The following is a 25,690-nucleotide window of genomic DNA, read 5'->3' on the forward strand; positions in this document are numbered from 1 at the left end:
AAGAGCGGAAAACCGCCGGAAATGTCAGGACGGGCCGCGACCGGAGCCGCCCGGCCGGGCCCGGGCGGGCTTACGGGCTGCACGCGCCCGCCCGTCCCAGCCGACCGCCCGCCGCACCAGCCGGGGCGCCTCCGCATACTCGATGCCGGTGGCCCTGAGCAGGTCGGAGACCGTCGTCCGGACCTGCGCGACGACCACCCCGCCGGAGAAGCCGACCCCCTCGGCGTACGCCCGCCCGGACTCGGCCGCCGCCCGCAGCGCCCGTTCCCGGGTGGCGACCGGCTCGACGCCTTTCGCCCACTCCTGGCGCAGCAGGTCCACGGCGTCGCCGAGCAGGCCGATCGAGCTCGGCAGGCATTCCGGGATCTGCTCGCCGTCGTCGAGCGCCGTCATGACCCGCCGGGCCAGCACCCGGACGTTGCGCAGGGCGTACGTCACGTGGTCCGCGCCTTCGACGTACTGGCCCAGCGCACCGCGGGCCCGCCAGCGGGCGGGCGCGAAGGCCACGTTCTCGCTCGCCGCGACCGCGGCCTGGTCGAAGCCGGTGAAGTTCGCCTCGGCGGTGCGTAGCTGGTCGAGGGCGCCGCGCACCACGCCGGAGTCGCCGGACTTCAGGCCGTCCGCGATCGTGCGCAGGCCGTCCGTCAGCGTCTGCAGCGCCGGATTCGCCGCCCGGCGGATCACCGTCAGCGGGTTGAGCGGCAGCAGCACGGTCATCACGACCAGCCCGACCACGCCACCCACGAGCGCGTCGAAGAAGCGGGTGTACGGCAGCCCGGCGCCCGGCGTCGTCAACGTCGCGACCAGCACCGCGGACGAGGCGGACTGCACCACCAGGGGCGTGCCGCCGCCGACCGCCGCCGCGGCCACGATCGCCAGCACCACCACCAGGCCGACCTGCCACGGACCGGTGCCGATCAGCAGGATGATGCCGTCACCGATGCCGATGCCGATGGCCACGCCGACGACGAGCTCGATCGTCCGCTTGGCGCGCTGCCCGACCGACGAGGCGAGGGTGATGACGGCGGCGATCGGCGCGAAGAACGGGCTCGGCCGGCCGATCACGTCGTGCGCGATGAACCAGGCGATCCCGGCGCCCAGCCCGGCCTGCAGCGCGAGCGCGAAGCCACCCCGTACCCGGGACCAGCCGGCGCCGATCCCCGACCGGGACCGGCCGCGCAGCTCGGCGAGGACCGCGGTGAGCCCCCGCTGCGCCTCGGCATCCGTCATGCCGGGCCCACCCTCGGCATGACGGACCGCACCGGAGCGAGCCGGTGAGTGCGGGGGCGGGGCGACATGCCTAAGCACCCTAGCCGGACGGCATGCCAGGATGGCGGCCGTGACGACTCTTGTTGACCGGTGGGTCGCGGCAGCCCGGGGCGCCGGGGCGACCGCCGACGACGCGGACCTCGGCGCCGCCGGCGAATATCTGCTGACCCGCTGGTCGGAACCGCAGCGGCAGTACCACACCGTGGCGCACCTGACCGCCGTCCTCGATGTCATCGACCGGCACGCGGAGCTGGCGCCCGGCACGGACCGGGTGCGGCTCGCGGCCTGGTTGCACGACGCCGTCTACGACCCGCGGGCGCTCGGTGACGCCAACGAACGGGACAGCGCGGAGTTCGCGGCCGGGCTGCTGGCGACGCTGGGGACGCCGGACGAGGTAGCCGCGGAGGTGGCCCGGCTGGTCGGGCTCACGGCCGGGCACGCCACCGAGCAGGACGACCCGGACGGCGAGTTGCTCTGCGACGCCGACCTGGCGATCCTGGCGTCCGGCCCGGACGAGTACGCGGCGTACACGGCCGCGATCCGCCGGGAGTATGCCCACGTGCCGGACGACGCCTTCCGCGGCGGCCGGAGCCAGGTGCTGAAAGCCCTGCTGGAGCTGCCGTCGATCTACCGGCACGCCCCGCTGCGGGCGGCCTGGGAAGACACGGCCAGGGCGAACCTGGCAGCCGAGCTCAAGACCCTGGGCTGACTCAAGACCTGGGCCGACTCAAGACCTGGGCCGACCCGAGACCCTGGGCTGAGGTGCTTGGGCCGGCGCAGCCCGGCCGCGCGCAGCCGGGCGGACAGCTCGCGGGAGCGGACCAGCGTGGCGCCGAGCCACAACGCCATCGGGAAGCGGGCGTCCGGGATGTCGTAGTGGTCACGGTCGAACGCCCGCCGGGGCGCGCCCAGCATCTCCGCGAAGGCGTGCAGCTCCGCATATGACACGTCGCTGACCAGGTGCGACCAGAGCCGGCCGCGGGCCGGCCAGCGCGGCTCGTCGACGAGGATCAAAGTTCCACTTCGAGCAGGTCGATGCCGCGGTCGGCGGCATAGCCCCGAACGTCGGGCACGCCCAGCCGGGCCGCGTCGGCGGTGAGGTCGTCGGGCATCTTCTGCGACTGCCGCTCGGCCTCGACCCGGGCCAGGTAGTGCTCGATCTCCCGGGCTCGCACCGCGGCGTCCCAGCCGAGCGCGTCGCCCATCACCGCGGCGGCGTGCGTGACGGTCTCGGCGCCCCGGTGGGCGGTCTCGATCGAGATCCGGGTGCGCCGGGTGAGCACGTCGTCGAGGTGCAGCGCGCCCTCGGCCTGGGCCGCGTACGCGACCTCGGCGGCCAGATATTCCGGGGCGCCGGCGAGCGGGGTGGCCAGCGCCGGGTCGGCCTCGATCATGGCCAGCAGGTGCACGGTGAGGGTGCCGTACCGCTCCAGCAGATGCTCGATCACCCCGGCGGTGACGCCGTGCCGGCGGGCGATGTCCAGCCGGTCGCGCCAGGCGGCGGCGAAGCCGTCGGCGCCGAGCAGCGGGAGCTGGTCGGTGCGCGACGGCTGGGCGGGCCCGCCGAGCCGGCGCACGGCCCGGTTGATGACGTCGGCGGCCATGACCCGGTATGTCGTGTATTTGCCGCCCGCGACCAGCAGCAGCCCGAGCATCGGCTCGACCACGGCGTGCTCGCGGGACAGCTTCGAGGTGGAGTCGGCCTCGCCGGAGAGCAGCGGCCGCAGCCCGGCGTAGACGCCCTCGATGTCGTCGGCGGTCAGCGGCCTGTCCAGCACCGTGTTGACCTGGTCGAGCAGGTAGCGGATGTCGCGCGCGGAGGCTGCCGGGTGCGAGCGGTCGAGCTGCCAGTCGGTGTCGGTGGTGCCGATGATCCAGTGCCCGCCCCAGGGTATGACGAACAACACCGAGGTGGGCGTGCGCAGGATCAGGCCGGCCTCGCCGGTGATCGCCGACCGCGGCACCACCAGGTGTACGCCCTTGGACGCGCGCACCCGGAAGCCGGGCCGGACGCCGACGTCGCTGAGCATCCGCGACATGTCGTCGCTCCAGACCCCGGTCGCGGCCACGACGGTGCGGGCCCGCACCTCGAACTCCGGCGAGTCGGGCGACTCCAGGTCGCGCACCTTGACGCCGACGACCTCGCGGGCCTCCCGCAGGAACCCGGTGACCCGGGCGCTGGTGACCACGGCCGCGCCCAGGCTGGCGGCGGTGCGGGCCAGGTTGACCACCAGGCGGGCATCGTCGACCTGCCCGTCGAAATACCGGATCGCCCCGACGATCTGGTCGGCGCGCAGGCTGGGGAAGAGCCGCCGGGCGCCGTCGCGGGTGAGGTGCCGGTGCAGCGGCATGCCGCGCCCGCTGCCGAAGACACCGGCGAAGACGTCGTAGGCCGCGACGCCGAGGCCGTAGTAGGCCCGCTGCCAGACCCGGGCGGGCGGCGAGGCGGCGGGCAGCGGCACCAGAATCGGCACCGGCCGCACCAGGTGCGGGGCGAGCCGGCTGGTGAGCAGGCCACGCTCGGTCAGCGCCTCGTGCACCAGGTGCAACTCGAGCTGCTCCAGATAGCGCAGGCCGCCGTGGATGAGCTTGCTGGACCGGCTGGAGGTGCCGGCGGCCAGGTCACGGGCCTCGACCAGGGCGACACTCAGGCCGCGCGACGCGGCGTCCAGGGCGGCGCCGGCGCCGGTGACCCCGCCGCCGATGACGAGCACATCAAACTGCTCGTCCCGCAATCGCCGCAGATCGGCGATGCGACGAATGGGCGAGAGCCGGCCGGCGGCATATCGGGAGACGGAGGGAGAGCGCACAACCCCACGGTAGCGCTGCCGGGAGTCACACCGGCGGGTGAAAAAGGATCGGGTCAGGCCCGGGTGCGGGCCTCGTTGAGCATTTCGGTCACCGAGGCCGCCGGGTCGGTGATGGGGAATTGGACTTTTCGGATTGTCGCCGTCGGGTCGGCCAGCAGCGTGAGGCGCTTGAAGCGGTCGGTGCCGGCGGCCCGGAAGGTCGGTAGGCGCAGGCCCGCCGCCAGCTTGACGTCCTGGTCCGAGAGCAGCGGGAACGGCAGGCCGGCCTGGGCGGCGAAGGCTTCCAATTGGTCGGGGCGCTGGGTGCTGACGCCGCGGATCTGGACGCCCGCCGCCGCGAACTCCGCCGCTCTGGCCGCGTACGTCATCGACTCGAGCGTGCAGCCCGCCGCCCCCGGGATGTCGCCCCAGCCGGGCGGATGGCCCGGCGCGTCCGGCGCGAAGGCGCCGGGGAAGAAGTAGAGGACCGTCCAGGTCTCCAGCCGCAGCGCCGGGATCCGGTGGCCGATCAGGCCGTGCACGCGGTGCGCCTCCGCCGAGGTGGGCGCCGCCGTCGCGGTGAGCGAGCCGTCGCCGAGCACCCACCGGTCGCCCCACTCCTGCAGCGCGATCAGCACCGGCAGTAGCCCTTCGCCCTTCGGCGTGAGCAGGTAGTCGTGGCGGGGCGGGTGCTCCGAATACGGCGCCCGGTGCAGGACGCCGTGCTCGACCAGGGCGGCGAGGCGCTCGGTCAGCGCGCGCCGGCTCATGCCCAGCGAACGCTGCAGCGCCTCGAACCTGGTCACGCCGCCGGCGATGTCGCGCACCACCAGAAACGTCCACCAGTCGGTGACGACGCCCAGCGCCTGCTCGATGCCGCAGTCGGCATCTATGAGTTCGACCCTGCGCACGCCCTTCAGTATAGTCCGTTCCAAAAATGAAACCCACTACACCGGGGGTGATGACCGTGAGCGTGTTCTGGCGCTGGTGGACGGCCGGTACCAGCAGTGATCTGGGTTCGGCGATCGGCGGGGTGGCGCTGCCGCTGACCGCGCTCGCCGTCCTCGACGCGACCCCGTTCGAGATGGGGATGATCGCCGCGGCCGGCTACGTCGCCTGGCTCGTGATCGGGCTGCCGGCCGGGGTCATCGTGCAGCGGCTGCCGCTGCGCGGCACCCAGGTCGGCGCGGATCTCATCCGCGCGCTCGCCGTCGGGTCCATCCCGGCGGCCTGGTGGCTGGGCCGGCTGACCGTCGCCCAGCTGGTCGTCGTCGCCCTGATCATCAGCTTCGCGCACGTGGTCTTCTTCGTCGCCAACTCGACCTTCCTGCCCGAGATCGTCAGCCGGGACCAGCTGCAGTCGCGCAACAGCCTCACCTCCGGCACGCACGCCACCACCCAACTCGCCGGCCCCTCCCTCGGCGGCCTCGCGGTCCAGTTTCTCGGCGCGGTGCCGACCCTGCTGATCGACGCGATCAGCTACCTCGTCTCGGCGGCCCTGCTCCGGACCCTGCCGGCCCGGCGCGGCCACCAGCCCGACCGGCCCACGCCGATGGGCGCGATGATCCGCGAGGGCTGGGCCTACGTGACCCGGCACCCGGTGATGGGCCCGGCCATGTGGTCCGCCACCGCGGTCAACTTCGTCAACGGCGCCCACCACGCGCTTCTCCCGCTCTACCTGATCCGGGAACTGCACGCACCGGCCGCCGTCGCCGGCCTGCTGTTGGCCGTCGACGGCGTCGGCAGCCTGATCGGGGCGGCGCTGACGACGCGGGTCACCAACGCCCTCGGCACCGCCCGCAGCCTGATCATCCTCGGCTTCGTGGGGGCGGCCGGCGCGTTCGTCATCCCCGCGGGCACCGGCTGGACGGCCTACGTGGCCTTCAGCGCCGGCGTCCTGATCTTCGCGGGCAGCGTCGTGGTCCTCAGCGTGACCACCCGTACGTACCGGCAGATCGCCAGCCCGCCCGAGCTGCTCTCCCGGGTGATGGCGACGGTCCGTTTTGTCTCCTGGGGCGCCATTCCGGTCGGCGGCCTGGTGGCGGGTGCGCTCGCCGGGCCGCTCGGCGCCCGGGCCACCCTGCTGATCGTCGCGGCGGCCGCGATACTCGCGCCGCTCGCGCTTCTGCTCTCCCCGGTACGGAATCGGCGCGATCTCCTCGACGCCGCGCCGGAGCCGCAGGCGGTCATTGGGTAGGTTCGGCGGTTGTGGACAGCGAGTTCTGGATCTCCGAACTGACCGACGACGACGTGCCCGCCGTGGTGACCCTCTGCCGGGCCGCCCTGGACCTGCCCGAAGACGCCGCCGAGGCCGCGGAGATCGTGCTGCGCCTGCGCGAGACCACCGGCACCGACGGCTGGTCGGCCAAGCCCCGCAGGGTCGCGGGTTTCATAGCGCTGCGCTCGGCCGGCGGCAGCTCCGCCGCGGCCGGGGCCGCGCTCTCCGGCGAGCCGGTCTCGATGAGTGGCGAGTCCGCCGGAGCCGCCCTCGCCGGCCAGCCGGTCTCGATGAGTGGCGAGTCCGCCGGGGCCGCGCTCGCCGGCGAGCCGGTGTCGGTGAGCGGCGCGCGGGTGATCGGCGTGGTGCTGGGTTCGGTGTCGCACCGGGACCGCTCGATCGGCCACGTCGACCTGATCGCCGTCGACCCGCAGGAGCGGCGCCGAGGGGTGGCGCGGGCGCTGGTGGCCCGGATCGAGGGAGCGCTGGCCGGGCTCGGCGCCGGCGACGTCGTCGTCGCCGGCAACGCGCCGTACTACGCCTGGCCGGGCATCGACGTGCGGTACACGCCGGCGATCTGCGCGGCGATGGCATTCGGCTTCGAGCAGGACCAGCCCGCCTGGAACATGACGGTGGACCTGGCCGGGGACGCGCCGGGAGCCACCGCCGGGGACGAGGCGCGGCTGGCCGAGGAGGGCATCACGGTGCGGCGGGCGACCGCCGAGGACGTTCCGGCGCTGGTCAGATTCACGCTGACCAACTTCGGCGAGGGCTGGGCCGGGGAGATCACCCACTCCGTCGGACGGGACCAGGCCGGCTGCCACCTGGCGCTGGCCAAGGACGGCGCGATCCTGGGCTTCGCGGCCTACGGATCGTCGCGACCGACGTGGTTCGGGCCGATGGGCACCGCCCCGGCCGCCCGCGGGCTGGGCATCGGCGCCCTGCTGCTGCGCCGCTGCCTCGCCGACCAGCGCGCCGCCGGCCACAGCCAGGTGCAGATCGGCTGGGTCGGGCCACTGCCCTTCTACGCGAACGCCGTCGGCGCCCGCGTAGAACGAGTCTTTCTGCTCTACCGCAAACAGCTCTGACATCCGGCACGAGCCGGGCGAGGACAGCGAAAGGGCGGGCCGCCGAGGCGACCCGCCCTTTCGTCGTTACCAGGTGGACTTAGAAGTCCATGTCTCCGCCGCCACCCGGGCCACCGGCCGGGGCCGGGTTCTTCTCGGGCTTGTCCGCCACGACCGCCTCGGTCGTGAGGAACAGTGCGGCGATCGACGCGGCGTTCTGCAGCGCCGAGCGGGTGACCTTGGCCGGGTCGATGATGCCCGCGGCCAGCAGGTCGACGTACTCGCCGTTGGCGGCGTTCAGGCCCCAACCGGCTTCGAGGTTGCGCACCTTCTCCACCACGACGCCGCCCTCGAGGCCGGCGTTGACGGCGATCTGGCGCAGCGGGGCGTCGAGCGCGACCTTCACGATGTTCGCGCCGGTGGCCTCGTCGCCCTGCAGGTCGAGCTTGTCGAACGCGGTCTTGCCGGCCTGCACGAGCGCGACGCCACCACCGGGGACGATGCCCTCCTCGACGGCCGCCTTCGCGTTGCGAACGGCGTCCTCGATGCGGTGCTTGCGCTCCTTGAGCTCGACCTCGGTGGCCGCGCCGACCTTGATGACCGCAACGCCGCCGGCCAGCTTGGCCAGGCGCTCCTGCAGCTTCTCGCGGTCGTAGTCGGAGTCCGACTTCTCGATCTCGGCGCGGATCTGGTTGACCCGGCCCTGGATCTGCTCGGCGTTGCCGGCACCGTCGACGATGGTCGTCTCGTCCTTGGTGATGACCACCTTGCGGGCCTGGCCCAGCAGGCTCAGGTCGGCGGCGTCGAGCTTGAGGCCGACCTCTTCGCTGACGACCGTGGCGCCGGTGAGGATGGCGATGTCGTCCAGCATGGCCTTGCGGCGGTCACCGAAGCCCGGCGCCTTGACGGCGACGGACTTGAAGGTGCCACGGACCTTGTTGACAACCAGGGTCGCCAGGGCCTCGCCCTCGACGTCCTCGGCGATGATGATCAGCGGCTTGCCGCCCTGCATGACCTTCTCGAGGACCGGGAGCAGGTCCTTGACCGCGGAGATCTTGCTGTTCGCGATGAGGATGTACGGGTCGTCGAAGACGGCCTCCATCCGCTCCGCGTCGGTCATGAAGTATGCCGAGATGTAGCCCTTGTCGAAGCGCATGCCCTCGGTGAGCTCCAGCTCGAGCCCGAAGGTGTTGCTCTCCTCGACGGTGATGACGCCTTCCTTGCCGACCTTGTCCATGGCCTCGGCGATGATCTCGCCGACCGTGGAGTCACCGGCGGAGATGGAGGCGGTGGAGGCGATCTGCTCCTTGGTCTCCACGTCCTTGGCGAGCTTGCTCAGCTCGTCGGAGACAGCCGCGACGGCAGCCTCGATGCCCCGCTTGAGGGCCATCGGGTTGGCGCCGGCCGCGACGTTGCGCAGGCCCTCGCGCACCAGAGCCTGGGCCAGCACGGTCGCCGTCGTCGTGCCGTCGCCGGCTACGTCGTCGGTCTTCTTGGCGACCTCCTTGACCAGCTCGGCGCCGATCTTCTCGAAGGTGCCCTCGAGCTCGATCTCCTTGGCGATCGACACACCATCGTTGGTGATGGTGGGAGCGCCCCACTTCTTCTCGAGCACGACGTTGCGGCCCTTGGGGCCGAGCGTCACCTTGACGGCGTCGGCGAGCTGGTTCATACCACTCTCGAGGCCGCGACGAGCTTCCTCGTCAAATGCGATGATCTTGGCCATACGGCTTTGTCCTCCTGGACATTCGCGGCGCCGGGCCGGTCCGGCCCGCTTTCCGCACGTAGGAACCATGCGGACGTCACCACCTGGCGATGTGACGTCCTCAGGTCGAGCCGGATAGCCCGCGACGACCGGTCTCGTGCCCCGGCACCGATGGCGATGCCGCGGCCGTGACCCCACCGCCCCGACCTGCTGGCACTCACGTGGCGCGAGTGCCAATCACTTGTTTAGCACTCTGCTGGGGCGAGTGCAAGCAGAACGGACCGCCCGCGCGGGTGCCCACGGCGGTCGTATATCGGCGTCCCGCTTGCCCCCACCTGGGCGACGAGGTAGGCAGAGCAGCATGACCAGCACCATCGCGCCGGCCCTGACCGTGCACCGGGTCACTCCCGCGGACGCGGGCCGGATGCGCGCCCTGCGGCTGGAGATGCTGGCCGACAGCCCGCTCGCCTTCCTGGAGACGCTCGCCCAGGCCGCGGCCCGGCCGCACGCCGACTTCCGGCGGCGGATCGCGCAGGCGTCGACGGGCGGCCAGCTCGCCCAGTTCGTGGCCGACCCCGGGGGCCGGCTGATCGGCCACGCGGGCGGCACGGTGCTGCCCGAGGCGCCGGGCACGACGGTCGTCTTCGCGGTCTACATCACACCCGCCCGGCGTGGCACCGGCGTGCTGGGCGGGCTCGTCGACGCGGTCGCCGAGTGGTCGGTGGCGATGGGCCGCAGCGAGCTGATGCTGGAGGTCGTGGTCGGCAACGACCGCGCGGTCCGGGCGTACGAGCGGCTGGGCTTCGCCGACACCGGGGTGCGGGTGCCGCACCCGATCGTCCCCGGCCTGCTGGAGCTCCAGATGCGCCGGCGGGCCTGACGATGGGCGCGGCGTGGCACACGGCCCGCACCCTGCTGACCGCCGTCAACGGGACCACCCTGGTCGGCCTTGGCCTGGCCGTGCTGACCGGCGCCAAGGTGCGGCGCGGGCCGGGCGGGATCCTGGTCGCCGAGGGCTACCGGCGCAAGGCGCCGCCCGCGACCTGCTTCACCATCGGTTCGGTGATCATCACCAGGCGCACGGCCGAGTGGCTGCTGCACGAGAGCCGGGCCGACCTGCTCGCCCACGAGAGCCGGCACGCCGGGCAGTATGCGGTGCTCGGCCCGCTGTTCTGGCCGGCGTACTGGGCGCTCTGCGGCTACTCGTGGGCGTTGACCGGCACCTACGGCACCCGGAACGCCTTCGAGCGGCACGCGGGCCTGGAGCGCGGCGGATACCGGGTGGCGCCGCTGCGACCGGGGCTGCGGCGGTTCAGACGGTCAGCTGCCACTGAGTCCACTGGTCCACCGCCCGGAAGCCCATCGTCCGGTTGATCCGGAGCATGTGGTCGTTCGTGGCGGCGTTGAAGGTGTCGATCGCGCGCAGGCCGGGACGGCTGCTGCGGGCGTACCGGAGATTTTGGTTTTTGATCGTCAGGCCGAGACCGTGTCCGCGGTGGCCCGGGTCGACGATGGTGATGCTCTGCCAGGCGTGCCAGGCCGTATCGTCCTGGCCGGCGATCGTCGTCCACGCGATGAGCCGCCCGCTGTCCTCGTGCACGGCGCCGGTGTGGAACGCCGTGCGCCGCCGGACGCGGATGGCCTCCTCGGCCGCGCGGACCCGGGCGGCGTCGACCTTCTCGGCCTCCCAGGCCAGGTCCCCGGTGGGGGCGTCGGCGTTCAGCCGGCTTTCCAGGTAGCCGAGGTCGTCCAGGAACTCCGCGGGCGCCACGTTCGTCCACCGGACCAGCCGGTAGCCGGCCGCCACCGGAGTGTCCGGGGGCTCGGCGGTGGCCAGGTCCAGGCGGCTGCGGACCTCCACCAGGCCGGCCGCCGCGCCCATGGCCCTCGCGAAGGCCGCGCCGTCGTCGGTGGTCGGGCCGATGAGGTGCCGGCGGCCGAGTGCCCGGGTGCGCTCGACCGCGTGCCCGAACAGGGCCCGCCCGATCCCGCGCCGCCGCTGCTCCGGATGCACGAAGAGCTGGACGTTGACGTTGGCCAGATTGTCCAGCAGTGGCAGGCCCAGCTCGAGGTGCCCGGCGGGCACGCCGTCGTGGACCGCCAGATATTGCTCCAGCTCGTTACCCGGCCACGGATGCCGCAGGCGAGCGCGGTAGGCCTCGAAGGTGCCCAGCGGGATGTCGGGGGTGTCCGACTCGGCGGCCGCCCGGTCGATCTCGAAGGCCGTCTGATCATCCGCGAGGGGCGCAATCCGTAGCATCTCGACAGACTGTCCTGCCGGCGATCGCGCCGCGACCGAGATTTGGCCGGGAAGTTTGGTCGGGAGGACGCGCGCACAGCGCCTCCGGCACTGGGTCGTTGGGCCCCTAGGAGATTGTCGCCAAGCTCGAAGGTGGGGCCACGTACGGCGTCGCGTCCTCCCGCGTAGAGCATCCTGCCGAGCCTGAGATCCCCGCGCAAGTCCTCAGCGGAAGGAATCTTGACGTTAGGCAGACTGGTGATTACTCTGCGTCACCCGAGGAGGCCGGCATCCCGGGCCCCGCGCAGCGAGGGCTTGATCCGGTGGGTGGGCCCGACCTGACCGGCGACGGCGTCCAGCGTCTTGAGGCCCTCGCCGGTGTTGAAGACGACCGTCTCCTTCTCCGGGTCGAGCTTGCCGCTGGCCACCAGCTTCTTGAGCACCGCCACGGTGACGCCGCCGGCGGTCTCGGCGAAGACGCCGGTGGTGCGGGCGAGAAGCTGGATGGCGTCGCGGATCTCGTCGTCGTCGGCGTAGTCCATCCAGCCGCCGGTGCGGGTCACGGCCTCGATGGCGTACGCGCCGGCGGCCGGGTCGCCGATGTTCAGCGACTTCGCGATGCCGGTCGGCTTCACCGGGATGATCTGGTCGGTGCCGTTGTGCAGGGCGGTGGCGATGGGGTTGCAGCCGGCCGACTGGGCGCCGAAGACGGCCCAGCCGCCCTCCGGGGCCTCGACCAAGCCGATCTCCACCAGCTCGGTGAACGCCTTGTCAATCTTGGTGAGCAGCTCGCCGCTGGCCATCGGCACCACCACCTGAGCCGGGATCCGCCAGCCGAGCTGCTCGGCCACCTCGTAACCGAGAGTCTTCGAACCCTCCGCGTAAAAAGGCCGCACGTTCACGTTGACGAAGGCGGTGTCCTCGAACTCGTCGGTCTCCACCAACTCGCCGCAGAGCCTGTTCACGTCGTCGTAGGAGCCGTCGATCGCAACCAGCTCGCCGCCGTACACGGCGGTGGTGATGATTTTGCCCTGCTCGAGATCACCCGGGATGAAGACGATCGAGGGCACCCCGGCGCGGGCGGCGTGGGCGGCCACCGAGTTGGCCAGGTTGCCGGTCGAGGCGCAGGCGAAGCGGGTGAAGCCCAGCTCACGGGCGGCGGTGAGGGCGACGGAGACAACCCGGTCCTTGAAGGAGTGGGTCGGGTTGGCGGAGTCGTCCTTCACCCAGAGCGGCGCCCGCAGGCCCAGCTCGGCGGCCAGCGCGGCGGCGCCGACCAGCGGGGTCAGACCCGGGTCGAGGGTGACGCGGGAGGCCGGGTCCTGGCCGGTGGGCAGCAGGGCGGCGTATCGCCAGATGTTCTGCGGGCCGGCCTCGATCTGCGCACGGGTGACCGCGGCGAGCGCGGCGGGGTCATAGGCGACCTCGAGGGGGCCGAAACACTCGTAACAGGCATGCTGCGCGGCGAGCGGGAACTCGGCGCCGCAACCGCGACAGACGAGGGCGCGAGCAGGGCTGATGGACTGGCGGGGGGCGTCGACGGCCGACGTCATGACGAGGCTCCTTCTCATCTTTCCCCGGCGTGACAGCCGCGCACGGGGACGGAATTAGCACCTGCCGCGCGGGGCCTCGCCATCGAGACGTGCGTGGTGGTTGCCGGGGCTTCAACGGGCCGTTCCCTCTGCCCCTCTGGATGAGGTATTCAGTTGTTTCCAACACCTTACGGGGTGGGCGCGGAAAGCGCTGCCAAGCATCCCGAGGTGTGAGCCAGGTCCTCTTCGCCCCCGCCGGCTTTGATTGATGTGGGTCGATGGATTCACAGGATTCTTTGAGGTTGGTTCCAGGGGTTCAGCCCTAGTCTCCATTGAAAGTCATGGATTTGTTGCTTGTCGTTCACCCGGCAGCCACCTGATCAGCCTTGATGGAGGGGCCCCGCCATGCCTCGGCTCGTACTGTTCGCGATCGATCTCGTCGCGGTCTCCGTGCTCGTCTTCGGGCTCTACTTCCCGCGTCATCGCCGCCGCGATCTCGTCGTCGCGTACCTCGGTGTCAATGTCGGCGTGCTGGCCGTGGCCGGCTCGCTCAGCTCGAGCACCGTCGGGGCCGGCCTCGGCCTCGGGCTCTTCGGCGTGCTCTCGATCATCCGGCTCCGCTCGACCGAGCTGGACCAGCACGAGGTGGCCTACTACTTCTCGGCGCTCGCGCTGGGGATCATCGGCCCGCTCGGCGGCGGCGAGGTGTGGCTCCCGCCCACGTTGATGGCGCTGATCCTCGTGGTCATGTTCCTCGGCGACCATCCGCGGCTGTTCCGCAGCTACCGGCGCCAGATCCTGGTGCTCGACTCGGCGATCACCGACGAGGTCGCCCTGCTCGCCAAGCTGGAGCAGGTGCTCGGCGCCCGGGTGCACGCCCTGTCGGTCGAGCGCGTCGACCTGGTCAGCGAGACCACGGTGGTCGAGGTCCGGTACTCCCATCGGGCCCGCTCGGCGGCCGGGGCGCTCGCCGCCGCGACGGCCGGGGCCCGCCCGTGACCGCCGCACCCGCCGCGCCCCCGCGGCTCGAAGGGCTGGACGGGCTCGGGCCGATCGGGCTGGATGAGCTCACCGCGCAGGCCGAGCTCCAGGTCAGGCGGGACCGCAAGTATGTGCTTCCGCTGACCGAGCTGGCCGCGCTGCTGCCCGCGCTCGGCCGGGACACCCGGATCCTCGATATCGACGGTGTCCGGCTCTTCCGCTACGCCTCGGTCTACTTCGACACCGACGACCTGGTCTGCTTCCGGCTCACCGCGCTGCGGCGACGCCGTCGCTTCAAGATCCGGACGCGGACCTACCTCGACTCCGGGTTGTGCCTGCTCGAGGTCAAAACCGAGGGCTTACGCGGCAGCACGGTCAAGACCCGGCTGGCGTACGAGCGGCGGCACCACGCCGACGTCGCACCCGGCCGCTGGTTCGTCGACGCCGTGCTGGCGGACCTGGACGTCGGCGGGCTGATCTTCGCGCCGGTGCTCACCACCGGATACCTGCGCAGCACCTTGTTCCTCCCGGCTTCGCAGAGCCGGGTGACCATCGACATCGACCTGTCCTGGGCCGATCTGGACCGGACCGGCGCCGGCGACCTCAGCCTGCCGGGGATGGCCGTGGTCGAGACCAAGACGCGTGCGGCGGCCTCCGAGGTCGATCGCCTGCTGTGGGCCCGGGGCCACCGCCCGACGTCCATCTCCAAGTACGCGACCGGCCTGGCCGCCCTGCGCCCCGACCTGCCGTCCGTCCCCTGGCGCCGGCTGTTACGCCGGCACTTCCACCCCGCTGTTCCGGCCGGCCCCACGCCGGCCGCCGACCGACAGGACCGAGAGATGCATCGTTCCCCCGTCCTGACCGCCGCCGCCCTCGCCGGCGCCCTGGCCATCGGACCAGGCGCCGCCGCCCGGGCCGCCGATCCGGTCCTGCTCGCCGCGGGCCCCGCCGCGGCGCAGGCGCTGGCCGCCAACGCCGCCGACCATGACGATCCGGCCGACCACGTCTGGAGCGAGTCGGCCGTCGCCGCGGTGACCCTGACCGGCTCCGGTGCCACCTCCACCAGCAGCGGCGTCTCGATCAGCGGCAGCACCGTCACGGTCACCGCCGCCGGCACCTACCGCTTCACCGGTTCGCTGACCAATGGGCGGATCGTCGTCAACAGCGCCGGGACCGGCATCGTGCGGCTGATCCTCAACGGCGTGACCATCGCCAACTCAACCACCGCGCCGCTGTCCGTCGTGGCCGCCGACGAGGTCATGCTGGTGCTGGCCGACGGCACCACGAACCGGCTCACCGACCCGGCCACCTACACCACCGCGGTGAATCCCGCTGCCGCCCTGTCCAGCGCCGCGGATCTGACCATCACCGGCAACGGGTCGCTGGCCGTCACCGGCAGCGCCGCGGACGGCATCGCCAGCGACGACGGCCTGGTCATCGACTCGGGCACGATCACCGTGACCGCCAAGGACGACGGCGTCCGCGGTCAGGACTACGTGGTGCACACCGGCGGCACGCTGGGCGTCACGGCGAGCGGCGACGCGATCAAGTCCGACGAGACCGCCGACGCCACCGAGGGATACGTCTACCTGGCCGGCGGTGCCCGTACCCTCACCGCACCCGCCGGCGACGGCATCAGCGCGACCACCGACGTCATCGTCGCGGGCGGCAGCCTGACCGCGACGACCGGCGGGGGCAGCACGACCGCCCCGGGCACGGCCTCCACCAAGGCCGTCAAGGCCGATGTCAGCGTGGTGGTCAGCGACGGCCAGCTCAACCTGAACGCGTCCGACGACGGGATCAACTCCAACAACCTGATCATCGTCGACGGCGGCACCCTGACGGCGGCCAGCGGTGACGACGCGGTGCACGCCGACATCGCGCTGACCATCTCGGCCGGCACGGTGAACGTGACCAGGTCGTACGAGGGCCTGGAGGCCATGCAGACCACGCTCGCCGGCGGCACGATCACGGTGACCGCGACCGACGACGCCGTGAACGCGGCGGAGGAGGGCGTGAACGAGATGCAGGTCGCGCCCAACGCGTTCATCAGGGTCACCGGCGGGACCGTGACGGTCAACGGCGGCACGGACGGCCTCGACTCCAACGGCACGCTGGCCCTCTCCGGCGGCACGGTCATCGCCAACGGCTCGCCGACCCGCGGCGGCGGCGAGGGCGGCCTCGACTCCAACGGCGCGCTGACCATGACCGGCGGCTCGATCCTCGCCACCGGCCTGACCGCGTCGACCAGCACGCTGCCGACCAGCGGTCAGGCGTGGGTCGCCTACTCGTTCAGCGCCAACCAGCCGGCCGGCACGGTCGTGCACCTGGCCACCGCCTCGGGCACCCAGCTGGCCTCGTTCCAGAGCACCCGGGTGCTCAAGGGTGTGATCTTCGACCTGAGCTCGCTGACCCGGGGCACGTCGTACCGGATCTACACCGGCGGCTCGGTATCGGGCACGGCGGCGGGCGGCGGCCTCTATGTGGGCGGCACGCTCTCCGGCACCCTGGTCGCCTCGGCGACCGCAGGCAGCGGCCGCGCCTGACCTTCTCGATCTGCCGTGACCCCGTTTCCCGGTCCCCCGGGCGGGGTCACGGCCCGTTTTCGTGGTGTCTGCCATGAAATGTACATATGGTGACCGGCGTGAGCGCCGTCCTGGAGATACAGGGGCTGCGGAAGACCTATCGCAGCCGCAAGGGGATCCGCCGGGCCCTCGACGGCTTCGACATGGTCGTCGAGGCCGGTCAGGTGCACGGCTTCCTCGGGCCCAACGGCTCCGGCAAGACCACCACGCTGCGCACGCTGCTCGGCCTGATCAGGCCGAACGACGGCCGGATGACCCTGCTCGGCCGCGAGGTGCCGCGGGCCCTGCCCGAGGTCGCCGGACTGGTCGGCGCGATCGTGGAGAGCCCGCAGTTCTTCGGCAACTTCTCCGCGCGCGACACCCTCTCGTTGCTGGCCGACGCGGGCGGCCTCGACCGGGGGCGGGTCTTCGAGGTGCTCGAACTGGTCGGGTTGCGCGATCGTTCCGCCGACCGGGTCAAGACCTACTCGCTGGGCATGAAGCAGCGGCTCGCGGTCGCGTCCGCCCTGCTCAAGCACCCGAGGCTGCTGATACTGGACGAGCCGGCGAACGGGCTCGACCCGGGCGGCATCCGGGAGATGCGCACGCTGATGCGCAACCTGGCCGGGTCGGGCATGACCGTGGTGCTGTCCAGCCACATCCTCGGCGAGATCCAGCTCATCTGCGACTCCGTCACGATCATCTCCGCCGGGCGCCGGGTGGCCGCCGGCAGCGTCGCCGACGTGCTGTCCCAGCACGCGACCTCATCGGTGCGGGTCCGCCTCGAATCCGTCGCCGACCTGACCAGCGCGGCGGGCGCGCTGCGCGACGTCGGCGCCCAGGTCTACGTCGAGCCGGACCACCTCCTGGTCGGCGGCATCGCCCAGCCCAGCGCGATCACCCGGGCGCTGGCCGCCCGCGGCGTCTACGTCAGCGAGTTGTCGCCGGTCGCGGTCGATCTGGAGAGCGTCTTCCTGGAGCTCACCGGCACCGCGCCGGTCGAGGGTGAGCACCGCCAGGTGGACGCCCCGGCCACTCCGGCCGGCGGCGGGTGGGGGCGGTGAGCCTCTACACGGCGGAGACGCGAAGGCTGATCAAGCGCCGCTTCACCAGGTTCCTCGCGCTCGGCACGCTGCTCGTGCTGGCCGCCGTCGTGGCCGGCGTGTTCCTCAGCCACCACCGGCCGACACCCGAGCGGCTGGCCACGGCGCAGGCCCAGGCGGACCGCGAATACCAGTCCGCCGTGCAGCAGGCGACCAGGGATGCGGCGGAGTGCCGGGCGGCCCAGGGCACCCCGGCGGCGCAGAACTACCCGCCCTGTGACCAGATCAGCCCGCCGGCCCGGAGCGACTTCCCGCCGGAGTGGCATTTGGCGCCGGCGTTCGACTTCCGCGAGCAGTTCCGGTACCTGGTGATCACCCTCGCGGCGCTGCTGGCGGTGATGGCGTTCGTGATCGGCGCGAGCTTCGTGGGCGCCGAGTGGAGCAGCGGCGGCATGATGAACCTGCTGCTGTGGCGGCCGCGGCGGCTGGAGGTGCTGGGCACCAAGCTCGCCGCGCTGCTGGTAAACCTGGCGCTGTTCACCGTTGCCGTCTCGGCGGCCTGGACCGGGCTGTTCGCATTGACGGCCGGCACGCGCGGCACGCTGGCCCGGATGACCTCCGGAGCCTGGCAGTCCATCGTGCTCATGGAGCTGCGCGGGCTGGTGCTGGTGCTGGTGGCGGGCGCGCTCGGTTTCGGGCTGGCCTCGCTGGGCCGGCACACCGCGACGGCGCTGGGCGCGGCGATCGGCGTCGTCATCGTGCTCCAGGTCGGGCTCGGCATCGTGCTGTCGATGGCCGGGGCGCCGTTCGTCGAGGCGTACCTGGCGCCGACCTGGATCCAGGCCTGGCTGGACAAGTCGACGGTGGTCACCCACTGGGACTCGTGCTACTACTCCAGCGTCCAGGGCTGCGCGGCGGAGACGCTCACCATCACCTGGCCGGTGGCCGGTGCTGCGTTCGCGGCGGTGGTCGTCCTCGTTGTGGGGGCGGCAATGTGGACCATGCGTAGTCGAGACATCACTTAAGGTAGTTTCGCTGCATCAGGCACAGACGTACGGCGGGGATCGCCGGCTGCCACTATGCTGACGATCTCCCCTTCGTACATCTGTGCGTGCTCTCCCACCGCCCAGGAGCGCCATGCAGCCCGCCGCCTCTGAAAACCAGCAGCACGTGCCCGCGCCTCGCGAGGAGACGCCGGCCGAGCCGACCGCCGACGCGCCCGCGCTCACCGAGCGAGAGCTGCGGATCCTCGCGTTCGAGAGCAAGTGGTGGAAGCACGCCGGCGCCAAGGAGCAGGCGATCCGCGACGCCTTCGGCCTCTCCTCGACCCGCTACTACCAGCTCCTCAACGGCCTGCTGGACAACCCGGCCGCGTTGGTGCACGACCCGGTCCTGATCGGCCGGCTGCGCCGGCTGCGCTCGACCCGGGCCCGCACCCGCCGGCGCTGACCGAGCCGTCAGCCGGGGGCGTGCGTGGAGGCGTAGGCCTCCAGCCAGGCGACCTGCACCGGGTCGAGCGAGGCCCGCACCCGCTTGCGGGCGGTCGCCACGTGATCGGCGGTGACCGTGGAGGCGTCCAGCGACTCCCGCATCGCCGACAGCGCCGCCTCACGGATCAGTGCGGCGCAGTCCGCGGCCGAGAAGCCCTCCAGCGCGGCGCCCAACTCGTCCAGGTCGACCGCGCCGTCCAGCGGCACGGACTTCGCCGAGGCCCGCAGGATCGCCGAACGCGCCTCGGCGTCCGGCGGCGGCACGAAGACCAGCCGTTCCAGCCGGCCGGGACGCAGCAGCGCCGGGTCGATCAGGTCGGGCCGGTTCGTCGCGCCGATCACGACCACGTTGCGCAGCGATTCCACCCCGTCCAGCTCGGTGAGCAGCGCGGCGACCACCCGGTCGGTCGTGCCGCCGTCGGTGGACTGGCCGCGGGTCGGCGCCAGCGCGTCCACCTCGTCCAGGAAGACCAGGGTCGGCGCGGCCTCCCGGGCCCGCCGGAAGAGCTCGCGGACCGCCCGCTCGCTCTCGCCCACCCACTTGTTGAGCAGCTCGGCGCCCTTGACCGACAGCACGTTGGCCTTGCCGGTGCCGGCGATCGCCTTGACCAGATAGGTCTTGCCGCAGCCGGGCGGGCCGTAGAGCAGCACGCCGCGCGGCGGCTGCACCCCGAGCCGGGCGAACGTGTCCGGGTAGGTCAGCGGCCACAGCACCGACTCGGTCAGCACCTGCTTCACCTCGGCCATGTCGCCGACGTCGTCCAGCGTCACCTGGGCGACCTCGAGGGTCGACTCGGCCATCGAGGTCGGCCGGATCACGTCCAGGGCGGCCTCGAAGTCGGCCATGACCACGGTCGGCGACTCGGCCTCCTTCTGCCGCAGCGCCGCGCGTACCCCGGCCTCGCGGGCCAGCGCGCCCAGGTCGGCGGCGACGAAACCGGGGGTGCGCCCGGCGACATCGTCGAGCCGAACGTCCTCGGCCAGCGGCATCCCCCGGGTCAGCACCCGCAGCTGCTCGCGCCGCATCGCCGCGTCCGGCAACGGCACGGCCAGCTGCACGGCGAGCAGATCCGGCGCGCGCAGCCCGGGATCCACCGCCTCGGGCCGGCTCGTCGTGCACACCACGGCACCGCCGGCCCGCAGCAGCTCACCGAGCACCTGCCGGAACACCGTCGCCAGCGGGCCGGGCTCGGCACGCGGCGCGAGCGCCTCGACGTCGGCGATCAGCAGCACGGCCGGACCGCCCGCCCGCAGGTCGCGGGCCAGCCCGCGCAGCCGGGTCGCGGCGGAGTCGTTGGTCAGCGCCGCCAGCTCCGGGCCCCACACCGCCAGCACGGTCGCGCCGACGTTCGCCGCGACCGCCCGCACCAGCGCCGACTTGCCCGAGCCGGCCGGGCCGGTGACCAGGACGCCGAGCGAGACCGTGGTGCCCAGCCGGCCCAGCACCTCGCCGTGGTGGAAGCCGAGGTCGAGCAGCTCGGTCAGCTCGTGCGCCTGGGCCTTGAGCCCGGGCAGGTCGTCCAGGCTGGGCGGGGGCGTCTCCGGATCGGTGGAGGCCGGCTGCCGGGCCGCTGCGGCCGTGGGCGCCGGCTGGTCCCGTACCGTCGAAAACTGCCCGTCCTGCCAGCCCACCACCGTGTCCATGGTGACCAGCACGGCATCGGCGTCCTCGACCGCGACCACCGTGAGCAGCGTGCTGGTCCAGGCGTAGCCGACCCGGTTGGCCAGGCTGCGCCGGGCGGCCTCGACCAGCGACCTGTTCCCGGCGTCCAGCAGCACGTCCTGCGGCAGCAGCGAGACGTTGTCGCCCGCGGTGACCACCTTGCCGAGCAGCGCCAGCCGCAGCATCTCCGGCGACACCACGGCCACGATCTCGGGTGGACCCGCGAGGGTGACCCGCCGGGCCTCGACGACCGGGATGGGCGTCACGGTCACCTGGCCGCCGTCGCGCAGCCCCAGGTTGCCGATGATCAGGTCGTCGGCGTAGAGCAGGGCCCGGCTCGCCGTCGGCTCGGCCCGCGCGGCGAGACCCGCGGTGGTCCGCCGGCCGGCCAGGCGCAGCGGATCGCCCGGATTGATGGCGAGTGCCGCCATCACCTCGGGGTGCAGGCGGACGATGCCGCGGCGCGCGTCGAGTGCCGCTGTCCGCTGGGTCACGGTCAGCGTGAGGTCGTCTGGCACCGGGGAGGCCTCCGTTTGGGCGAGGGGACTAGGTTGACACGCTAGCCGCCGTTCGCCGCCCGGGGAGGCACCACCGCAATGAGGCTTCGTCACGCCACTTTGGCCATCGCCACGCTGACCCTGCTTGGCGTCGCCGCCTGCGGTGACACCAATGACCCGGCACCGGCCGCGCCGGCGCCGAGCGTTTCGGCCGTCCCCTCCACCGGCGGCGAGCCGGGCGGCCCGGGTGCGTCGGCCGGCCCGGCCTCCTCGGCCGACCCGGGCACGCCGCCCACCGAGGGCACATCGACCGCAAAACCGCCTAAGAAGGGCAGCGAGGCGGTCCAGGGTCCGGCCGGCAAGACCGCTACCACACCCTGACGAACGGTTCACAGCTCTCGCTCAGCGGCGCGCCGCTAGCGTGGGCGCATGCCAGCCCTCACGACCCGGCTTCGCCGCGCCCTGCCCCGAGTGACCCGGCGGCGGGTGGTGGCCGGTTCGGTGGTCGTCGTTCTGCTCGCCGCGCTGGTCGGGTGGGCCGCCATGCCCGAGCGCCACTCCTGGACCGCGGTGGACCAGCGGCTGACCGTGCTCTCCGGCCCCTCGGGCACCGAGCCGGTCGACCTGGACACCCGGCTCTACCTGCCGTCCGGCGATGACAAGGTGCCGGCGGTGCTGCTGGGGCACGGCTTCGGCGGCACCAAGAACTCGGTGAGCGACGACGCCGAGTCGCTGGCCGACCGCGGATATGCCGTCCTCACCTGGACCGCCCGCGGCTTCGGCACCAGCGGCGGCGAGATCCACCTGGACAGCCCCGACTACGAGGTCAAGGACGCGCAGCGGCTGCTCGACTGGCTCGCCGACCAGCCCCGGGTGCGGACGGACGCCACCGGTGACCCCCGGGTCGGCGTGGTCGGCGGCTCGTACGGCGGCGCCCTCGCGCTGCTGCTCGCCGCCCAGGACCCCCGGGTGGACGCGATCGTCCCGCTGATCACCTGGAACGACCTGGGCAAGGCCTTCTTCCCGCAGTCAGCGACGGGGGTCGGCGCCGCGGGCGTGTTCAAGAAGAGCTGGGCGGGCCTGTTCTTCGGCAGCGGTTCGTCCTCCACCGACGCGTTCACCGGCGACGGTCCCGCTCCGGCTGCCGCTCCCGTGCCGCCCACGACCCTGAACCCGGCCTGCGGGCGCTTCGCCGCCGACGTCTGCGCCGCGTACCTGAAGATGGCGACCACCGGCACCCCGGACGCCGCGACCACCGCGCTGCTGCAACGTTCGAGCCCGGCGCCGGTGCTCGGCAAGATCAAGGCGCCGACGCTGCTCGTCCAGGGCGCGGTCGACACGCTGTTCCCGCTGTCGGAGGCGGACGCCAACGCCCGCGGCATCGCGGCGGCGGGCACGCCGGTCCGGGTCGCCTGGTTCACCGGCGGCCACGACGGCGGCTCGGGCCCGCAAACGGACCAGGACCGGACCAAGTTCCTCACCGCGCAGTGGCTCGATCACTACGTGAAGAAGGACGGCGCCGCGCCCGCGAACAGCTTCACCTACTCGCGGGTGGCCGGCTTCAGCGCGCTGGACCGGGGGCTGGTCACCAACGGTTACTCCGATCCGACGTACCCCGGCCTGACCGGGACCGGTCGCACGGAGGTCGCGGTCAGCGGGGAGGCCCAGCAGATCGCCAACCCGCCGAACGGCAACCCGGGCGCGCTCTCCTCGCTGCCCGGGGTGGGCGGACAGCTCAGCTCGCTGCTCGGCAGCGTCGCCGGTGACCTCGCCGGCCAGCACGCCGAGTTCGACTCGGCGCCGGTCGCCGACGCGATCGAGGTGGTCGGCGCGCCGACCCTGCGGCTGCGGGCCGCGTCCCCGACCGGCTCGGCGACGCTGTTCGTCAAGCTCTTCGACGTCGACCCGAACGGCACCGCCACGCTCAGCGGCGGCCTGATCGCCCCGGTCCGGCTCACCGGGCTGCCGGCCGACATCGGCGCGGCCCAGCCGGTCAGCGTGACGCTGCCCGCGATCGTCCGCCGGATCGACGCCGGCCACACCATCCGGATCACCGTGGCGACCTCCGACCAGGCGTTCCTCACGCCGCCGGACCCGGCGACCTACACCGTGGCGGTCGAGCCGGCGGTCAGCCTGCCGACGGTGGTGGGCACGCCGATCGCGAACCCCCAGGTGATCTGGCGGTACGTGCTGCTGGGCGTGGTCGCGACCATCCTGGTCGGGCTCGCGGTGGTCCTGATCGTGCGCCGCCGCCGGCTGCGCCGCCACGAGGCCCCCACGGTCGACGAGTACGCCGAGACGCCGCTGGTCGTCCGCGGCCTGCGCAAGGCGTACGCGGACGGCTTCGTGGCGGTCGAGCGGGTCGACTTCACCGTCGAGCGCGGCCAGGTCGTCGGCCTGCTCGGCCCCAACGGCGCGGGCAAGACCACCACGCTGCGGGTGCTGATGGGCCTGACCATGCCGACCGAGGGCGACGCCCTGGTGTTCGGGCACCGGCTGGAGCCCGGTTCGCCGGTGCTGTCGCGGGTCGGCGCGCTGGTCGAGGGCCCGGGCTTCCTGCCGCACCTGAGCGGGTTGGAAAACCTGAAGGCGTACTGGCAGGCGACGGGCCGGCCGACGGCGGACGCCCGCTTCGACGAGGCGCTGGAGATCGCCGGCCTCGGCGACTCGGTGCACCGCCGGACCAAGAACTACAGCCACGGCATGCGGCAGCGGCTGGCCATCGCCCAGGCGATGCTCGGCCTGCCCGAGCTGCTGGTGCTGGACGAGCCGACGGACGGCCTGGACCCGCCGCAGATCGCCGAGATGCGCCGGGTCCTGAAGCGCTACGCCACCGACGGGCGCGCGGTGCTGGTCTCCAGCCACCTGCTGGCCGAGGTGGAGCAGACCTGCACGCACGCGGTGGTGGTGAACAAGGGCCGGATCGTCGCGGCGGGCCCGGTCGACGACATCGTCGGGGAGTCCCCGTCGGTGCAGATCGAGGTCTCCGACGTGGCCGCCGCCGAGCTGGTGCTGGCCGGGATGAACGTCCGGGCGGTCACCCCGGACGGCAACTCGGGGCTGATCGTCGACATGAACGGCACGCCGCGCACCGAGGTGGTCGCCTCGCTGGTGCGCGCCGGCGTCGGGGTGGACCGGGTGGTGCCCCGGCGGCGCCTGGAGGACGCGTTCCTGGCCCTGGTGGGCGACAACTCGCGAGGAAGTGGAGACCGATGAGCGCGGCTGCGACGGGCTACCGGGCGACGGCGACCATGCCGTTGCTGGCCGAGGTGCGCCGGCAGGCCTCACGCCGCCGGACCCAACTGGCGCTGGGCTTCATGGCCCTGCTGCCGTTGATCATTCTGTTGGCCTTCGAGTTCGGCGGGGACGGCGACGACGACAACGGCGGCGGGGCGTTCGGCAGCCTGGTCGACCTGGCCACCTCGGGCGGGCTGAACTTCGCCCTGTTCAGCATCCTGGTGTCGTCGAGCTTCCTGCTCATCGTGGTGGTCGCGCTGTTCTGCGGCGACACGGTGGCGAGCGAGGCGAGCTGGGGCAGCCTGCGATATCTGCTGGCGGTGCCGGTCCCGCGGGCCCGGCTGCTGGGCGTGAAGCTGACCGTGGCGCTGGGCTACTCACTGCTGGCCCTGCTCACCCTGGCCGGCACGGCCCTGCTGCTCGGCACCCTGCGGTACGGCTGGCACCCGCTCGGCAGCACGGTGGCGGCGGAGATCCCGGCGGGCGAGGGAGTGCTGCGCCTGCTGGGCATCATCGGCTATCTGTCGGTGATCCTGCTGGTGGTGGCCGGCCTGGCGTTCCTGCTGTCGGTCCTGACGGACGCGGCCCTGGGCGCGGTGGGCGGCGCGGTGCTGCTCTGGATCCTGTCCGGCATCCTGGACCAGATCACGGCGCTGGGCTCGATCCGCGACTTCCTGCCGACCCACTACAGCGACGCCTGGCTGGGCCTGCTGTCCACCCCGATGCAGACCGACGACATGGTGAAGGGAGCCATCTCGGCGATCTGCTACGCGACGATCTTCTGGGGGCTGGCGTTCTACCGCTTCACCCGCAAGGACATCACTTCCTAGGCGACTGTTCAGCCTCGAGACTGGGCCCGTCCTCCTCAAAAATGCCCTCATCCTCCTAAGATGCTCCTAACCGAGGAGGACGGGATGGATGTTGAGGAGCTGGAGAGCCAGCTAGTGCTGCTGCGGTCGTATGGCGCCGAGGACGGCAGGATCGAGGCCAAGCGGGCCGAACGTAAGCTGCCCGAGAGCGTCGTCGACACCATGTCCGCCTTCGCCAATACTACTGGAGGCTTGATTCTCCTCGGCGTGGACGAGAACGCCGGCTTCGCTGTGACAGGTGTAGCGGACCCTGCGAAAGTGCTGGCCGATCTATGTTCCGTCGCGCGAGACAGACTCATACCTCCCTTGCAGCCCTCGGCCGGACTAAGCGTCATTGAAGGCAAGACCGTCGTTTGGGCTCAGATCAACGAGCTGCCACGAGCAGAAAAGCCTAGTTATGTGGCCAGCAGAGGACTTCACCGCGGCAGTTACCTACGCCTTGGCGACGGCGACCGGCGACTGACCAGCGAGGAGGTTCAGCAGCTGATCGCCGATCGAGGGCAGCCGCGATTCGATGTCGAAATCGT

22 protein-coding genes and 1 riboswitch are annotated in these 25,690 nt (G+C 72.4%); of the genes, 14 read left to right on the forward strand and 8 right to left on the reverse strand.

Annotated features, from left to right (window positions below; translation table 11 throughout):
- Positions 1-24 precede the first annotated feature (24 nt).
- Entirely contained in the window at positions 25-1,230 is a 1,206-nt protein-coding gene (locus DMB66_RS49245) for an FUSC family protein (RefSeq protein WP_125811017.1), read from the reverse strand.
- Positions 1,231-1,330: 100 nt separating this feature from the next.
- On the opposite strand from DMB66_RS49245, the gene DMB66_RS49250 reads away from it, so the two are divergent.
- The gene (locus DMB66_RS49250) at positions 1,331-1,978 is read left to right on the forward strand and encodes a metal-dependent phosphohydrolase (RefSeq protein WP_125811018.1); all 648 of its coding nucleotides are present in this window, start codon (positions 1,331-1,333) and stop codon (positions 1,976-1,978) included.
- Here the strand turns inward: DMB66_RS49250 and DMB66_RS49255 are convergent.
- The 3 genes from DMB66_RS49255 to DMB66_RS49265 are packed head-to-tail and all read right to left on the reverse strand — an operon-like array spanning position 1,897 to position 4,969.
- Positions 1,897-2,283: a DUF4031 domain-containing protein gene (locus tag DMB66_RS49255; RefSeq protein ID WP_125811019.1), complete on the reverse strand. Its 387-nt coding sequence runs from the start codon at positions 2,281-2,283 to the stop codon at positions 1,897-1,899. The genes DMB66_RS49250 and DMB66_RS49255 overlap by 82 nt on opposite strands.
- A complete protein-coding gene (locus tag DMB66_RS49260) occupies positions 2,280-4,079 on the reverse strand; it encodes a glycerol-3-phosphate dehydrogenase/oxidase (RefSeq protein ID WP_125811020.1) in 1,800 nt (599 codons plus the stop codon). Before DMB66_RS49260 ends, DMB66_RS49255 begins: the two co-directional genes overlap by 4 nt.
- A 53-nt stretch (positions 4,080-4,132) precedes the next feature.
- Positions 4,133-4,969, reverse strand: a complete 837-nt coding sequence (locus DMB66_RS49265) for a winged helix-turn-helix transcriptional regulator (RefSeq protein ID WP_125811021.1) — start codon at positions 4,967-4,969, stop codon at positions 4,133-4,135.
- A gap of 50 nt (positions 4,970-5,019) precedes the next feature.
- Between DMB66_RS49265 and DMB66_RS49270 the strand changes: the two genes are divergently transcribed.
- Together DMB66_RS49270 and DMB66_RS49280 are read left to right on the forward strand one after the other, a co-directional pair.
- Positions 5,020-6,255 carry an MFS transporter gene (locus DMB66_RS49270; RefSeq protein ID WP_125811022.1) on the forward strand — a complete coding sequence of 412 codons (1,236 nt, stop codon included), beginning with the start codon at positions 5,020-5,022 and terminating at the stop codon, positions 6,253-6,255.
- Positions 6,256-6,266: 11 nt separating this feature from the next.
- Positions 6,267-7,364 (forward strand): GNAT family N-acetyltransferase, encoded by a 1,098-nt coding sequence (locus DMB66_RS49280; RefSeq protein WP_233625387.1) that lies wholly within the window; start codon positions 6,267-6,269, stop codon positions 7,362-7,364.
- Between the two features lie 79 nt (positions 7,365-7,443).
- Here DMB66_RS49280 and groL read toward each other — a convergent pair whose 3' ends face one another.
- Positions 7,444-9,069 carry a chaperonin GroEL gene (groL, locus tag DMB66_RS49285; protein ID WP_125811023.1) on the reverse strand — a complete coding sequence of 542 codons (1,626 nt, stop codon included), beginning with the start codon at positions 9,067-9,069 and terminating at the stop codon, positions 7,444-7,446.
- 340 nt (positions 9,070-9,409) lie between these two features.
- On the opposite strand from groL, the gene DMB66_RS49290 reads away from it, so the two are divergent.
- The gene (locus tag DMB66_RS49290) at positions 9,410-9,928 is read left to right on the forward strand and encodes a GNAT family N-acetyltransferase (protein WP_125811024.1); all 519 of its coding nucleotides are present in this window, start codon (positions 9,410-9,412) and stop codon (positions 9,926-9,928) included.
- 2 nt (positions 9,929-9,930) lie between these two features.
- Positions 9,931-10,422: a hypothetical protein gene (locus DMB66_RS49295; protein ID WP_125811025.1), complete on the forward strand. Its 492-nt coding sequence runs from the start codon at positions 9,931-9,933 to the stop codon at positions 10,420-10,422.
- Here DMB66_RS49295 and DMB66_RS49300 read toward each other — a convergent pair.
- Positions 10,361-11,308, reverse strand: coding sequence for a GNAT family N-acetyltransferase (locus tag DMB66_RS49300; protein WP_125811026.1), 948 nt, complete (start codon positions 11,306-11,308; stop codon positions 10,361-10,363). The two genes, DMB66_RS49295 and DMB66_RS49300, sit on opposite strands and share 62 nt — an antisense overlap.
- 251 nt (positions 11,309-11,559) lie before the next feature.
- Positions 11,560-12,840, reverse strand: coding sequence for a threonine synthase (gene thrC, locus DMB66_RS49305; RefSeq protein WP_125811027.1), 1,281 nt, complete (start codon positions 12,838-12,840; stop codon positions 11,560-11,562).
- A gap of 11 nt (positions 12,841-12,851) precedes the next feature.
- Positions 12,852-12,987: riboswitch (SAM riboswitch) on the reverse strand.
- A gap of 237 nt (positions 12,988-13,224) precedes the next feature.
- Between thrC and DMB66_RS49310 the strand changes: the two genes are divergently transcribed.
- From DMB66_RS49310 to DMB66_RS49330, 5 genes are all read left to right on the forward strand, one after another.
- Entirely contained in the window at positions 13,225-13,818 is a 594-nt protein-coding gene (locus DMB66_RS49310; RefSeq protein WP_125811028.1) for a DUF4956 domain-containing protein, read from the forward strand.
- Positions 13,815-16,346: a carbohydrate-binding domain-containing protein gene (locus DMB66_RS49315; RefSeq protein ID WP_125811029.1), complete on the forward strand. Its 2,532-nt coding sequence runs from the start codon at positions 13,815-13,817 to the stop codon at positions 16,344-16,346. Before DMB66_RS49310 ends, DMB66_RS49315 begins: the two co-directional genes overlap by 4 nt.
- Positions 16,347-16,444: 98 nt before the next feature.
- Positions 16,445-17,428 carry an ATP-binding cassette domain-containing protein gene (locus DMB66_RS49320; protein ID WP_125811030.1) on the forward strand — a complete coding sequence of 328 codons (984 nt, stop codon included), beginning with the start codon at positions 16,445-16,447 and terminating at the stop codon, positions 17,426-17,428.
- Positions 17,425-18,432 carry an ABC transporter permease subunit gene (locus DMB66_RS49325; RefSeq protein ID WP_125811031.1) on the forward strand — a complete coding sequence of 336 codons (1,008 nt, stop codon included), beginning with the start codon at positions 17,425-17,427 and terminating at the stop codon, positions 18,430-18,432. The genes DMB66_RS49320 and DMB66_RS49325 overlap by 4 nt, the downstream gene beginning before the upstream one ends.
- A gap of 112 nt (positions 18,433-18,544) precedes the next feature.
- On the forward strand, positions 18,545-18,856 hold the full coding sequence (locus DMB66_RS49330; protein WP_125811032.1) for a DUF3263 domain-containing protein: 312 nt from the start codon (positions 18,545-18,547) through the stop codon (positions 18,854-18,856).
- A gap of 8 nt (positions 18,857-18,864) precedes the next feature.
- Here the strand turns inward: DMB66_RS49330 and DMB66_RS49335 are convergent, their stop codons facing one another.
- Complete coding sequence (locus DMB66_RS49335; protein ID WP_125811033.1) at positions 18,865-21,078, reverse strand: AAA family ATPase; 2,214 nt, start codon at positions 21,076-21,078, stop codon at positions 18,865-18,867.
- Positions 21,079-21,156: 78 nt separating this feature from the next.
- Between DMB66_RS49335 and DMB66_RS49340 the strand changes: the two genes are divergently transcribed.
- The 4 genes from DMB66_RS49340 to DMB66_RS49355 form a co-directional block, all read left to right on the forward strand.
- Positions 21,157-21,438, forward strand: a complete 282-nt coding sequence (locus DMB66_RS49340) for a hypothetical protein (protein ID WP_125811034.1) — start codon at positions 21,157-21,159, stop codon at positions 21,436-21,438.
- A 48-nt stretch (positions 21,439-21,486) separates the two neighbouring features.
- A complete protein-coding gene (locus DMB66_RS49345; protein WP_125811035.1) occupies positions 21,487-24,273 on the forward strand; it encodes an alpha/beta fold hydrolase in 2,787 nt (928 codons plus the stop codon).
- A complete protein-coding gene (locus DMB66_RS49350) occupies positions 24,270-25,124 on the forward strand; it encodes an ABC transporter permease (protein ID WP_125811036.1) in 855 nt (284 codons plus the stop codon). Before DMB66_RS49345 ends, DMB66_RS49350 begins: the two co-directional genes overlap by 4 nt.
- Before the next feature lie 84 nt (positions 25,125-25,208).
- A partial coding sequence (locus DMB66_RS49355) for a helix-turn-helix domain-containing protein (protein WP_199753089.1) occupies positions 25,209-25,690 on the forward strand: 482 nt, incomplete at its 3' end.

Source organism: Actinoplanes sp. ATCC 53533 (genome assembly GCF_003947245.1).